General features: G+C 68.4%; 15 protein-coding genes and 1 pseudogene. 7 read left to right on the forward strand and 9 right to left on the reverse strand.

Annotated elements, in window-relative coordinates; translation table 11 throughout:
- The 3 genes from ACIRR9_RS52085 to ACIRR9_RS52095 form a co-directional block, all read left to right on the forward strand.
- Positions 1-426 (forward strand): TetR/AcrR family transcriptional regulator C-terminal domain-containing protein (locus ACIRR9_RS52085; RefSeq protein WP_403767884.1); only part of this gene is annotated, 426 nt, incomplete at its 5' end.
- Between the two features lie 230 nt (positions 427-656).
- Complete coding sequence (locus ACIRR9_RS52090; protein ID WP_403767887.1) at positions 657-1238, forward strand: GNAT family N-acetyltransferase; 582 nt, start codon at positions 657-659, stop codon at positions 1236-1238.
- A gap of 10 nt (positions 1239-1248) precedes the next feature.
- On the forward strand, positions 1249-2031 hold the full coding sequence (locus ACIRR9_RS52095; protein WP_403767890.1) for an MFS transporter: 783 nt from the start codon (positions 1249-1251) through the stop codon (positions 2029-2031).
- An 80-nt stretch (positions 2032-2111) separates the two neighbouring features.
- Here ACIRR9_RS52095 and ACIRR9_RS52100 read toward each other — a convergent pair whose 3' ends face one another.
- Positions 2112-2753: a DUF305 domain-containing protein gene (locus ACIRR9_RS52100; protein WP_403767893.1), complete on the reverse strand. Its 642-nt coding sequence runs from the start codon at positions 2751-2753 to the stop codon at positions 2112-2114.
- A gap of 96 nt (positions 2754-2849) precedes the next feature.
- Positions 2850-3299, reverse strand: coding sequence for a hypothetical protein (locus ACIRR9_RS52105; RefSeq protein ID WP_403767896.1), 450 nt, complete (start codon positions 3297-3299; stop codon positions 2850-2852).
- 269 nt (positions 3300-3568) lie between these two features.
- Between ACIRR9_RS52105 and ACIRR9_RS52110 the strand changes: the two genes are divergently transcribed.
- From ACIRR9_RS52110 to ACIRR9_RS52120, 3 genes are all read left to right on the forward strand, one after another.
- The gene (locus tag ACIRR9_RS52110) at positions 3569-3940 is read left to right on the forward strand and encodes a hypothetical protein (protein WP_403767898.1); all 372 of its coding nucleotides are present in this window, start codon (positions 3569-3571) and stop codon (positions 3938-3940) included.
- Between the two features lie 385 nt (positions 3941-4325).
- Positions 4326-5105 (forward strand): hypothetical protein, encoded by a 780-nt coding sequence (locus ACIRR9_RS52115; RefSeq protein WP_403767901.1) that lies wholly within the window; start codon positions 4326-4328, stop codon positions 5103-5105.
- Between the two features lie 227 nt (positions 5106-5332).
- Positions 5333-5755 (forward strand): zinc-binding dehydrogenase, encoded by a 423-nt coding sequence (locus ACIRR9_RS52120; protein ID WP_403767904.1) that lies wholly within the window; start codon positions 5333-5335, stop codon positions 5753-5755.
- On the opposite strand, the gene ACIRR9_RS52125 is transcribed toward ACIRR9_RS52120, so the two are convergent.
- The 7 genes and pseudogenes from ACIRR9_RS52125 to ACIRR9_RS52155 form a co-directional block, all read right to left on the reverse strand.
- Positions 5756-7657 carry a zinc ribbon domain-containing protein gene (locus ACIRR9_RS52125; protein ID WP_403767907.1) on the reverse strand — a complete coding sequence of 634 codons (1902 nt, stop codon included), beginning with the start codon at positions 7655-7657 and terminating at the stop codon, positions 5756-5758. It lies immediately after the preceding gene.
- A gap of 73 nt (positions 7658-7730) precedes the next feature.
- A complete protein-coding gene (locus ACIRR9_RS52130; RefSeq protein WP_403767909.1) occupies positions 7731-7988 on the reverse strand; it encodes a hypothetical protein in 258 nt (85 codons plus the stop codon).
- On the reverse strand, positions 7985-8209 hold the full coding sequence (locus tag ACIRR9_RS52135) for a recombinase family protein (RefSeq protein WP_403768008.1): 225 nt from the start codon (positions 8207-8209) through the stop codon (positions 7985-7987). Before ACIRR9_RS52135 ends, ACIRR9_RS52130 begins: the two co-directional genes overlap by 4 nt.
- A 9-nt stretch (positions 8210-8218) precedes the next feature.
- Positions 8219-8350: pseudogene (locus ACIRR9_RS52140) on the reverse strand (helix-turn-helix domain-containing protein); the annotation flags it as partial.
- A 217-nt stretch (positions 8351-8567) separates the two neighbouring features.
- Positions 8568-9713 carry a hypothetical protein gene (locus tag ACIRR9_RS52145; protein WP_403767912.1) on the reverse strand — a complete coding sequence of 382 codons (1146 nt, stop codon included), beginning with the start codon at positions 9711-9713 and terminating at the stop codon, positions 8568-8570.
- A gap of 59 nt (positions 9714-9772) precedes the next feature.
- Complete coding sequence (locus ACIRR9_RS52150; RefSeq protein WP_403767915.1) at positions 9773-11335, reverse strand: hypothetical protein; 1563 nt, start codon at positions 11333-11335, stop codon at positions 9773-9775.
- Between the two features lie 225 nt (positions 11336-11560).
- Entirely contained in the window at positions 11561-12526 is a 966-nt protein-coding gene (locus tag ACIRR9_RS52155; RefSeq protein ID WP_403767918.1) for a hypothetical protein, read from the reverse strand.
- A gap of 119 nt (positions 12527-12645) precedes the next feature.
- On the opposite strand from ACIRR9_RS52155, the gene ACIRR9_RS52160 reads away from it, so the two are divergent.
- Positions 12646-12864 (forward strand): hypothetical protein, encoded by a 219-nt coding sequence (locus ACIRR9_RS52160; protein ID WP_403767921.1) that lies wholly within the window; start codon positions 12646-12648, stop codon positions 12862-12864.
- Positions 12865-13002 lie beyond the last annotated feature (138 nt).

The following is a 13002-nucleotide window of genomic DNA, read 5'->3' on the forward strand; positions in this document are numbered from 1 at the left end:
ACCCGCCACCCCTGGCTCGTCCAGGCGTTCGGCAGCCACCTCCTGTACGGGCCCGGCCAGGCCCGGCACAACGACCTCAGCCTCGCCATCTACGAAAAGGCAGGCTTCAGCGCCGCCTCCGCGGACCAGGCGGCCGCCACCGTGTTCACCTTCGTGCTCGGCAGCGCGCTCGGCCCTGCCGCACAGGTCTCGCTGAACCGCCGGCTGAGCAAGAACGGCGCAGACGCCGAGCAACTGATGGCCGACGCCATGACCCGCGCGACCGAGACAGCCATGCAATTCCCGCGCCTGCGCGAACGCCTCGACACCATGGCCGCGACGGAGTACGGCGCAGCGCCCGACAACACCTTCGCATTCGGCATTCAGTCCCTCCTCGACGGCTTCGAGGCCCGCCTCGCCGCCGACCGCGCCACCCAGCGCGAGTGACCCGCCTCGGCCAGCACCCGCCCGACCAGCCACGGCCCCTTTCCGGCTTCGCACCGACACACGAGGGCGTGTTGCGAAAGTGGATCAAGGCCGTGGTTGCTCACTCACTGCGAGATGAGGCGATCTCGCATCGATCTCGCTCACCCACTGCGTTCCACTCGACGAGCCATGGTCTCGATCCAGCACAAAGTGCCTGATCACCAGGAGGTGCGGGTGTTACCGTCCCTCGCATGGCTGAACTGATCGCTCCCACGGGACGGCTGCATTCCTCGTGGCTCACGGCACGTGACGAGTGGCAGCCTGGTGCTCACCAGGACGGGACCGGCCTGCGTCTGGTTGCTGACGATGACCTCAACATTCCTGCAGGATTCGCCTCCTGGGTCGAACGACTGCGTCAGCAGTCAGACCGGTCGCTGCCTGTCGGGGAAGGACGCGTCCACGCCACCCACTGGTGGATCGTAGACGGCGAGACCTACCTCGGAGCCATCGACCTTCGGCACTATCTGAACGCCTTTCTGCTGGAAGGCGGCGGACACATCGGCTACAGCATTCGGCCTTCTGCCAGAAGACGCGGACTTGCCACGTGGGCGCTGGGAGCGGTTCTCCTCAAGGCGCCGGCGCTCGGTCTGGACCGAGTCCTTCTCACCTGTGACGATGGCAACGTCGGTTCGGCGCGCACCATCGAAGGCAACGGCGGCGTCCTTGAAGATGTGCGCAGCACCGAAATCGGGGTCAAGCGCCGTTACTGGATTGCCCTCGACGACGCTGGTCACAGCCATTCATTGATGACAGCGACGAGGACGGTCTCCTAGGCCCAATGCCGTGACTCTGCTGGTGATGTTGACGAGTGGCCGCGGGCTGGGCTGGCGGGGTGCTTTGCTGGGAAGAGTGCGGGGCGGTGTCGTGGTGGAGGTGGTCGCGGTGTCGCTGCGGCCGGAATGTCATCAGCGGATCCCGGCGAGGACACTGCTGACAGCGCGGGCGGCGTGCCCGAAGGGCACCCCGGCGATGCTCATCCGGGACCGGCTCGATGTCCTGTTCGAGGACGAGGAGTTCGCCGCGTTGTATCCGGACGACGGCAGGCTGGGACGGGGCTTCAGCCTGTTGAGGATGGGGCTGGTGTTCCTGCCGGTGGCCGTGGCGACCGGTATCGGCGCCCATCTCGGATCCCGGCTGGTCGGGCGGATCGGCAGCCGTCCCACCGCCGTGGCCGGCATGGCGATCGCGGCGGGCGGCAGTGTCCCGCTGACCCGGCTGTCGGCCGGCGGCAGTGTGTACGCCGGACTGCTGCCCGGCCTGGTGATCGCCTCGTTCGGCCTCGGCGCGGTCTTCGTCACCGCCACGACCACGGCACTGGCCATGGTCGCCCACGAGGAGGCGGGTCTGGCCTCGGGCGTCGTCAACACCTCCCGCGAAGTGGGCGGTTCGATCGGCGTGGCCGTGATGTCGACGGTCGCCGCGGCCGGTATCGAGCATGGGGCGGTCGGCGGCTTCGGACGCCTTCATGCTCAGCGCGGTCGCGGCGAGCGCGCTGGTCGCCCTGGCGCTCGTACCGCGCGGGAAGCCGCAGATGACCAGGGGCCCGCACGTCCACTGAGACTGTGACGAGGGCAGCGGTACTACAGGCCGCTGCCCTCGCCGACCATCTCGGGTGTCAGTGCGGGCGGTCGGTGAGCGGCGGAGGCTCAGAACCGGTCGAGGATGCTCTGCAGCTGCTTGACCTCTGCGGACTGGCCCGTGACGATGTCGCCCGCCATCTTCTTGGCGTCGGCGTTGTGGCCCTTCTTCTGCTCGTGCTTGGCCATGGTGATCGCGCCGTTGTGATGCTGGATCATCATCTGGGCGAACATCTTGTCGAACTCGGCGCCCTCCATGGACTTGAGCTCCTTCACGTCCTTGTCGGACATCATGCCCTCGCCCATGCTCATCCCGGGCATGTCGCCCATGGCTTCCGGCTTGGCCCAGGACTGCAGCCAGCCCTTCAGGGTCGTGATCTCGGGGTCCTGGGCCTTCTCGATCTTCGCAGCGATGTTCTTGATCGCCGAGTCGGAGGCGCGGCCGTCGGCCAGCTTGGCCATTTCCAGGGCCTGTTCGTGGTGCGGGATCATCATCTGGGCGAACTTGACGTCGGCCTCGTCGTAGGTGCCGGTCGTGGACGTCGACGTGGCGGAGGACGTGCTGCTGCCGTGGTCCATGCCGGGCATGCCGCCCATGTCGTCGCTGTTGCTGCCGCAAGCCGAGAGGATCAGGGCTCCCGCGGCTATGACGCCCAGGGCGGCGATGGGGCGGGTGGGCCTGCGGCGCAGGGTGCGGGTGAAGGCGGTCATGGTCGATGTCACCTCGTGTGTCTGGTTCTTGTGGCTGTTTTGGCGCATACGGCATCGCGGGTCGCGTGTTGCACGCGACTGCGAGGGCGGTTCGGCCTACAGCCGCAGAACCGACAACTGTGTGAGATGGGGGCCGCGCGGAGGCGGGTTGGGCCGCAGCAGGACGGGAGCCTGGGCCAGGAGATGCGCCAGCCAGTCGGGGCGGCGGGCGAGTGCCGCGCGCAGAAGCGCGGCAAGAATCCAGGCTCCGAACAGCACGGCCAGACACAGCGACAGCATGTCCATCGGCGGCAGGGGCACGTGAGCCGACGGCGACCTGCCGGTGTTCATCGCCGGGCGCGCCCCCGTGGACGCGTCGGCTGAGCTGGCTTCGTGAACCGCCGGACCGTCTCCCACCGCCGCTGCCGGAGCGTGGGATGCCGTGATCATCCCGGCGGAAGGGGAGTCAAGGTGTCCCAGGGTGTGCATCACGAAGACGCAGACCGCGAGCACGACGACGAGCAGCAGATGCCCGAGGGCGCCTGCTGTCCGTACGCGTCGGCTCACGTGCACGCGGGACCTCCGGGGCGGGCCGCTGTGGATTCCATGTGGATCTCGGCATCCGAGAGTACAGAAGCGGACGAGGGCGTGCCGCAGGTGTTCGCTGTTCTGGATACGCCCCTCACTCTACTAAGCTATTTGGTATTCATGGTTGTGGCAGAGGGCGGGCGGATGCGTACCTGGACGCCGCGTCAGTGGCCGGCGGCGGTGGCCCTCGTCGCCGGTGTCACGATCGGCGTGCCGACCGGAGGCGTCCCACGCCCTCCTGTACCCGGATGGCCCCCGTGCTGTGGTGGAACTATCCGGTCTGGACGGTGTCGTCGCTGCTCATGGGTCCGCTGGTGGCGACCTGCATCGGGCAGCCTCCGGCCGTGAGGAGGAGTGGGCCGCGCTCGCGCCGCGTCATCTTCGCCGGGCTGCTGTCCGGCTTCGCCATCGGCTGTCCGGTCTGCAACAAGCTGGTGGTTCTGGTCGGCGGGGTCAGTGGCGCCCTTTCGTGCTGGGCGCAGGCGCAGCCCTTCCTGGCGGTCGCCTCGTTGGCGCTCCTTGTGCACGCGCTCGTACGGCGCCTGCGTGCGGCCGATGCCTGCCCGATGCCGCGGGCGCCGCACCAGGGCCGACGGAAACGCCGTGCGCCGGCTGGGTGAGCTGGAGCGGCCGGGCCTGGGTCCTGTACGCCCACCGGTGCCTGTCAGCAGTGCACGGCAGCGCTCATGCAGGTGTGACCTTCAGTGATAGACGGCCAGAGACGTCCGAGACTCCGCTGGTGGACGATCGGTGCTCAACGACGGTTGGCCATTTCGCTCAGAGACAAGTGGCCCCCGCTGGCTCGACTTCGGCGTGGATGCGTCACTGGCAGGCATCCGACCGCGCCTGGGACACCGGTCTTGTCGTCCTCAGGTGGGCCGGTCGTCGCCAGGGTGGGCCGGATGGCCCCTGGGGCCTCTGCCGGCCCGCTGGGAGTCTGGGAGCAGACAGGCCCGCGGCCTCACTCGACGGCCGTAGGCGGACCGGCGGGAAGAGGTGAGGATCATGACCCGCAGGCGCACACGCGCGGCCGTCGCCGCCACCCTGGCCCTGACAGGCGCGCTGGCCCTCGGGGCATGCGGGGCCGACGCCGTCAGCAGCGGCAACGCCGGAGCCACCATCCCCACCGCATCGGCCGGTACGACGCCTGGACCTTCGGCGGGTGGTACCTCACCCTCCGCAGGGCCTACCAGCGGGTGGGGCCCGGGCATGTGGAGCGGCAACCGGGGCCCAGGGATGATGGGCGGCGACTCGGGCTCGTGGGCGCCCGGCATGATGGGCCAGGGCATGATGGGCAACTGGTGGCTGGCGGGCAACGGCAACCGGGTACAGACCCTTGGCCAGGCCCGTCAACGGGCGCAGGTGTTCGCCGACCGACTCGGCCTCAAGGCCGGCGAGGTGATGCAGTTCTCCAAGAACTTCTACGCCGAACTGAAGACCGGCGGCGGCCGTATGGCCACTGAGGTCCTGGTCAACCCGGTCGACGGCGCCGTTCAGATCGAGTACGGACCGGCGATGATGTGGAACACCGACTACGGCATGCACTACGGCAGCCAGAGTCAGGTGCGCGTCTCGGCCGCGCAGGCCCGCAGCATCGCCCAGCAGTGGCTGCGCAGCCAGGGCACCGGTCGCACCGCGGGCGAGGCGGATTCCTTCCCCGGCTACTACACCCTGCACACCCTCAAGTCCGGCAAGATCACCGGCATGCTGTCGGTCAACGCCACCACCGGCCAGGTCTGGTACCACAGTTGGCACGGCGACTTCGTCGCGATGAGCGGCGGGTGACGAGTACCCCTCGGGCCACGGCAGGCGCAGCGCACTGGAAGCGTGACGATCGTCGCGCAGGAAGCTCGGCAAGCAGACCGCGACGAAGTCCCACACCGTCACCCCGCCGTTTCCTCACGCCTTGGCCAAGTGGGTCTGCGACTGGCCGTCTATCGCTGAAGTCACAGCAGGACGCCCTCGCGGACACGCCGGACCCGACGGGCGCTCTGGCCGGTCTCGTGGGACAGATGAGTACGGTGGAGGTGGACGCGCTACGGGGCGCCACCCATGCTCTGGACGGCGCGAGCGAGGACCTCGTCGAACAGATCCGTGAACTGACCGGGGGAGGTGCCCCACACGCCTTCGACACCACCGGGGTACCGCGCGTGATCCGGAACGCGGTCAAGGCCCTGACCGCACAGGGCTCCCTCGTATTCGTCGGTCTCGGTGCCGGTGAGACCGGGATCGACACCATGGATCTGATCGGGGCAGGCAAGTCCGTCCGAGGCAGCATCGAAGGTGACGCGAATCCGCAGGACCTCATCCCACTGTTGCTCGACTGGCAGGCCCAGGGCCGCTTCCCGGCCGAGCGGATGATTTCCGCCTTCCCGTTCGAGGACATCGACGAAGCGGTCGCACGCATGCGGGAGGACGTCGTGAAGCGTCTCTGATCAGCTAAGTGATCCTGCGTGATCCGCGTGTTGCGGGATCGGTTGGATCGTTTGCCAGCGAGGCGGGGTGGCGTGGGCGTGGAGGTGGAATCCAGCGCCCAACGCTGCCCCGCTCGGCTTGTGCCGCCTGGTGGTCTTGCTGATCGTCTTCACGCCCTGGTGCCGGTGGGCTGCGCGGGGCAGCCGCTTCCGGCCCGGTGGTGCGTGCCCCTCCGGACGCTGGCCCGCCCGGCCACGGGGCCGGGTGGGGGAGGGTGCCCCGCGTCGCCTGGGCGCGGGGCGTGTGGTTCGGTTCCGGGTCGGGCCGGTCTTCGACCGGTCGCCCCCGGTGGCCGTGGGTGTGATGACCGCTTTGGCTTCGAGCTTGTCCACCACGGCGCGGATGGTCATGGTGCCGGTGGCACGGTCAACGACGGTCTTGGCCTGGTGGGCGAGTCCGCGTGTCGCGATGCGCCGCCATGCGCCTTGGTCGCGGTCACCCTGCCAGCGGCAGGGCGGGTTGGGGCAGATCGCCCACTTCCAGCCGGTCACGGTGGACCGGTCGGGGGCTTTGCGGTGGCGTAGCGGCATCAGGCAGTGCGGGCAGTGCTTGGAGGTGTTGCGCGCCGGAACGGTTACCACGGCGATCCCGGCTTCCGCCGCCAGGTGGTGCATGCGGTCGGCGATCTGACCGCGCACCTGCTGCGCCAAGCGGGTGTTGTGGGTGCGGCCCATGTCCTTTGCCTCCATCGAGCGGAGGTCTTCGAGGTAGATGACGGTGGCCCCGGCAGCGATCGCCTGATCGACGGCCCACCGCGCGGCGGACCACGCCAACGCGTCGTTGAGGTTCGACCGGCGGTCGGCGACGCCCCGCATCTCGCCCAGCAGGACGGCGTGCTTAGCTGTGAGCGGGTGCTGTTCCTGTCCGGCGATGAGCCGTGTGTAGTGGTCGGTCTTGGCGTGCAGCTTCTCCCCGTGACGGCGCAGCCGGTGCTGCTTGGCCATCACCCCGCCGGCCCGGTACTGCGCGCCGGAGCCGAGTGCGGTGATCGTCCCGTCCTGGTGGAGCCGGGCCGCGCCCGCGCTGAGGAGGGTGTTCAGGCCCCAGTCCACCCCGAGCGCGACCATGTGGCCGCTGCGCTGGGCCTTGGGGACGGCGTGGGTGTAGGCGAGATCGGCCCTCACCATGCCTGCGACGATCCGCAGTGTCGGCAGGTGCAGCACCGCCGACGCCGGGACGGTCGGGGGCAGGGTGATCGGGCACGCCACCCACGTCCAGTCCCGATACCCGGCCGGGTCGGGGCGAGTGGGCAACTGCAAGCGGACCAACGCCCGCCCCGGGTTCATCTCGCCGCGTTCGATCGTGGCCTGCTGCCCGTCGCACGCGGACAGCAGCAGCATCCGGGCCACCCTGGGCGTGTCTTCGAGCTCGAACACGTCCACGGGCAGCCGACCGCAGTCCTGCCGGTACTTGGCGGCCTGCCGTGTGCGGCCTTTGATGATGCTGGAGGGCAGATGCTCCCCGCCCGGCACCGCGGCCCGTACCTGCGCCCACTCCGCAGGGGTGCGCCCCCGTGGATCGGCCGGCCACGTGGCCACAACCCCGGTAGTCAGGTCAGCGCGCCACTTCGCCGAGCGCAGAGCCCGCCCGGCCGGCTCCTGGGCCATGCGCACGATCCGGTCATTGACCTTCACCCCCTCGGGAGCGGTCACGGTCCAGCCCAGGCGCCGCAGCGCCATCCATGCGTTCGACGGCAGCTTTTGGCCCCCGGCGTCCTGCCCGGAGGCGAGGGCATCGACGTCGCCTGCGTTCCAGTGTTCGCCCGTCAGCGCACCGGCCATGCCCGCTACCAGGTCGGCGCACCAGCCGACGCGCTCCGCGAGCGTGGCCTGCGACAGGACTACGCCGCTCTTCTCGTCCACGCCCGTGTGCGCACAAGCGCGCGGGCGCACGCGGTGCGCGAAGTCTCACCATCGGTGAGCGGCAGTTTCCGGCTCACTGCCCACCGCCAGGACGGCACTGCCCGGACTCGGCCAGCAGACGACGTCGGTCATCGGCCGACCGCATCCCGTACAGACGGCCGGCGAAGGTGGTTACCAACGACACGAAGTCTTCGAGGAGTTCGTCCCGGCCGCCGAGCTTCTTCGGGTGCGCTACTTCGAGGGCTGCGCCGTGCACGGCCAGCAGGTGCCCCAGCCAGCCGACCCCGAACCGTGCGAGCCGGTCCCCGTGCGTGACACGCACGACCGTCACCGAGCCACATCGGCGACGGCTCGCAGCAGACGGTTGAGACCTGGCCGGTCCTCCCGCAGGCCCGACGCCCGGTCACGGAAGACCTTGACGATCTCACCAGTGGAGGTGGCCCGCAGCTCCTTCTCCTGTGCTCCCAGCGAGGATTCCTGCCCGCTGGAGCCGGACACGCGCACGTACAGGCCCTCCAGGCGGACACACTCGCTACCGGTGGAAACCTTCATCGCCTCGACGTCGATCGAGGAGAACCGGCGCTCACGGCCGACCCAAGTAACCGGAATCTTCCCCGAGTCAGCCCACACACGAAGCGTCACCGGGTGAACACCGAGACACTTCACGGCCCTTGAGAGCCGGAGAAGTCCCACAGAGTCACCATATGAACACTGAGGGTTCTTAAGCAAATCGGTGAGCCTGTGCTGACCTTCTGAGCCAGCGGCCGAGCCCTGGGGCGGTCAACGGACGGCGTCCAGCACCGATTCCACCTGGTTGAACGTCTGATCGAGCGGTCCGGTCAGCTGTCGACGCCGTCGTTGTCCTCCCAGTGGTCCAGGACGGTAGCAGCGTTTGCAGGGCTTTCGCGGCTCAGCGGCGGCGGGTCCAGGAAGTGGCGAGTGGTGCGGCGCGGTAGCCGGGCACGGATGCCGCGCTGAGGTTTTGTGCGACCGCGGCCGGCTCGACGGGCGCGGGTGCCGCCTGCACGCAGGCGTTCTTGGGCTGCGTGGTGCTCTGTCCGAATCGGCAGGCCACGCCGGTCAGTTTGATGGTGATGAAGTCGGCGATCTGCGCGCCGAACTGGATGGGCTTCCCGTTGATCTCGATGTCACCGACGGTGAATCCCTTGTCCTGGGGTACCTCGTAGATGAACCGCACGGGGTGGGTCGCGTCGCCGCGTTGCCTGATCCAGTAGTCCTTGGGATCGGAGCCGTCCGGGGTGGCCCAGCCGTCCGTGGCCAGTTTGTCGAAGTAGAGACCGACCGGGTCGGCGAGGGAGACGTCCGCCTTCTGCCGGGCGAGGTCGTTCACGGCTCCACCGATGTGCGGGTCGCTGTTGCGCTCGGGCTCGCCGTACTTGCTGCAGTGGATGAGTTCCTGCTCGGTGGTCAGCTCGTGGCCGTCGATGACCCGCACGACGGTGGCCGCAGCCGCGAGTTCGATCTCGGCGCCCAGGGTGTTGTTGGGCTGGATCAGATGCATGGCGCCGTCCGTCGCGGAGTCGTTCCACCGGTTACGGGGGTTGTAGGTGCCGGTGGCTCCGAACAGGTCGCTGTGCTGGACGTTCGGGTCGATGTGCGTCCGGTAGAGATCGAGGACCTTGGCCGGGTTCGACTGGCCGAGCAGATGCCAGTACTCGGGTCCCTCGCAGGTGAACATGACCTTGGTGATCTTCCCGGCGGCATTGCGGGTGACGCTCCACTCGCAGTACTCGTCCTGGACGTCCCGGCTGGCGTCGGCCCGCCGCCACCGCTGGGCGTCCGACAGAGACTGGATCAAGACCAGACGGGGGAAGGCCGTCCAGGTGACGGTAGCCTCCCGGGCGTCGGCCGCTGTGTCGGTCTTGGTCAGGTTGTAGAACTGGCTGCGAGGGCTGTCGTTGAGTACCTCATGGGGATCGGGGCCCGTGATCGAGTTGTCGACACGGTCGCTGATGAACATGTTCCAGGCCTTCAGACCGGTCTCGTCGAGATCGTCGAGGTGTCCGGGCGGGCTGTACGAGGTGAGCAGGCTCATGGGGCACTCCTTCGCTGAAAGGTGGCCGGGGACGGGCGAGCCGGGGGCAGCGGTGGCTGTCAGGGGGTGGGCGCGACCGTGCCGTCGTCGTTCATCCTGAGCCGCGGGGCGTCCGCGGGAATGTTGGTGGTCGGCAGCGTCAGCTCGAACTCGTTGAGCCGCATCGCCTTGAAGTCGCGGCGGCGGGACTCTGCCAGCCGGACGTAGTCGTCGAAGCCGGCGGACTCCTGGATTCGCCGGCCGATGTGGCCGAGGTAGTCGTCGATCCGCTGAGCGAAGGCCTTGGGCCAGGTGTCGTCGGCGAGGACCCAGTCGGCGGCGAAACGGCCTTCAGGGCTGCCGGGCGGCAGACTGGCGGCGGCGTCCACGATCGCCTGTGCGATGTGGTCCTGCAGCTCGGTCACGGCGGTCGGCGTGGTGGGGACATGGGTCATCAGCTGCTCCCGCACGGGGCTGAAGACCGGGTTGGTGAAATCGACCATGAACGCGCAAGCGGCGAACTTGCCCGTGATCAGGCCCTGTTTCACCATCTGCCGTACCACCTCGTTGTCCTCGCAGGCCGGCTCCGGTACGACGAAAGCGAAGAAGGTGTCCCCCGGCTGGGAGAAACCGCTGCTCTTCTCCTCCAGGGCGAAGTCGAAGGTTCCCAGGCTCTCGACGTAGTGGGCGGCCGGGACCATGGGAGGACGCGCGGCCGTGACAGGCAGTTCGAGATCGCTCAGGAGCGCGTCGCTGTTCAGCCAGAAGCCCGTGGGCAGCAGCAGGTCACCGCTGGAGGGGGTGATCGTCGAACTCTGGGTCGCCGTACTGGCCAGGTTCACAGCGGTCGAGGTGAACAGATGGCGCATCAGCTGCTCGGGATGCTCCACGGTGCCGTCCTGTGTGACGGCCGCCAGGCGGGCGGAGGTCCAGCGGCTGATCAACGCACGGACGGTCAGCTCGAGATTCTCGGCGCCGATGACCTGCTGATACAGCGGGTCGGAACGGAAGGGGTCGTCCGAGGCCAGGCGAATCGTCGCCGCCTGCGACTGCCAGTTGTTCCAGGGCGCTTTCAGCTCCTTCATCACCACGCTGCCATTTATGTGGCTGTCGAAGCAGCCGTGGCCGCGGGAGCCGGGGGCGAGGGCGGACCACGAGTTGCCCGCCCACACCCACACGGGGCTGATCCGCATGTAGTAGTTGAAGACCTTCGCGGCCGGATCCCAGGCGGCAACCTGGAGAAACGTCGCGGCCGGATCCTCGTCCGCCCCCGTGCTCACCAGCAGGTCCACGTCCCGGCCGGTGGCGGCGCGTGCGACGGCGAACCGCATGGCACGCGGCAGTTCGGGGGCGGAGCCGAGCGGAATCTGCCCGGCCTCGCCGATCAGATACACGGACTGGTTCGCCTTCGTCGCCGGCTCGGGCAGCCCAGCGAGGAGATCCTGCACCGTCAACGGGAAGATGCCCCTGCGGAAGAACGACTCGGCCATCGGATCACCCAGCTCCGCCAGCTCCTGGGCGGCCAGCGGACGGGCCTGCTGGTCGACCCCCACCACGAAGCGGTACAGCCTCGGTGCTTCCCGGGCGTGGGAGTCCGGGTCACCGAGGGCGGCCAGGACCGCGCGGCTGGCGGGGGGTGTCATTCCAGGAGGGGAGCCGCGGGTCCCCTCGGCGTGAGCCTGCTGCAACCAGGCGGTTGCCCGGCGGTGCTCTCGTATGCCGTCCACCGACTCGACCTTTCGTCACCCACAACTGTCCGGTGAGGTGGGAGCGGTGTGTCAGGGGGCTTGAGTGCCTCGCACTCCATGACCAGTCTGCCTCGCCCGAGGACGTGTCGCATCCTCAGCCGTGGAGGACCGCGCACGTGGCTAGTGGTGGCTGTCCGGCCCGCCTGTGCACATGGAGACGTTCAGCTCCTGCAGCACGGAGGCAATCGGATTGCCGACCGTGTTCGCCCCCGATCCGGCGAAGAGCAGCGCCACCACGAAACCCTGCTCGTCGACGATGGCGGAACCCGAGTCACCGTGGTCGGAGAAGACGGCGTCGGGGGAGGTGGCGGCCGTGATGCTCACCTGGTCGCGCAAGGTGTGCACGCCGAGGCCCTCGCCGTAGTCCACCTGGACGGTGGCCGAGATGCCGTCGACCGAGCCGCGGGTCAGTTCCGTCGTCCGCCCGCGCTTGCGTACGGCCATCCCGAGTGTGGCGGTCTTCGTTCCGCGTACGCCGCCGATCTCGACGATGTCACACGACGTCTGCCGGTCCTCGTCGATGGAGACCACCGCACCGTCGACGTGGTCGGACAGCACCAGGCGGAGGGTGGCTCCGAACTCGTCCTGAGGAACACTGCCGTGCTCGATACGGCTGGGCTGCACCATGCGGTCGCCCGCCTGGCCGGTCGCGTCGACGGCGGCGACATGGAAGTTGGTCAGCCCCGCACGGGCCTGGCTCTCGTTGTCGATGACGACGGCACCGAGCGTGCCGGCGAAGATGCTGCCGCCGATGGCCCTGCTCGGGCCCATGCTCACGCCTCCCTGAAGGGGCGAGTAGTGCTTGGCATCCGCCAGCAAGGACTTCTCGGGCAGGGAGGTGACGTGGAGTTCGTAGACGCGTTCCAGCACGTCGGTGACGGCGCCGTGGATCTCCTCGGGAACTCTGAGGTCGGCCGGTATGTCATCGGATTTCCGTGCCACATGAATGCGCACGGCGATCTGGTCCGTGAGCTCGCCGCCGACTTCCTTGTAGCCGACGTCGATTCCGGTGACGCCCGGCTGGTCGATGTAGTGCTGCTCGACCTGCTGCTTGATGGCGACGAGTTCGTCGATCGTTGGCATCATGCACCCCTTCGGTCATCATGGGCACCACATATCACGCTCCCACGTACGCTGCGGCTTCGCTCGGCGAATTGCCTGCACAGGTGATCTCAGCGCCGAGCACGCACAATGGAGGAGTGAAGATGACCCTCGAACAGGCGCTGTCCATTCAGCGCCGCCATGAACAGGGCATCATGTCCTTGCCGTCCGTGACCGGTATCGGCGTGAAACTCAGGGACGACAGGCTCGTGCTGGAAGTCACCGTCGAGCCGGAGACGGAGGTGCCCGCGCAGTTGAAGGTTCCGGACGTCGAGGGACTGCCGCTGGTGGTGGAAAAACGCCGGTACGAGGCGCAGCAGTAGGCGGCAGGAATTGAGAGTCGCTGGGCAATTCCGCAGAGACTTCGGTGTCGGGGCGATGTTGGGGGTACTGGTCGACCTTCCTCTCGCACACCAGTTAGGCCTGCGCAGCCGCGAGTTCAGGGACACAAGTGAGAGGTC

This window comes from Streptomyces sp. NPDC101234, assembly GCF_044767525.1.
Lineage (GTDB): Bacteria > Actinomycetota > Actinomycetes > Streptomycetales > Streptomycetaceae > Streptomyces > Streptomyces sasae.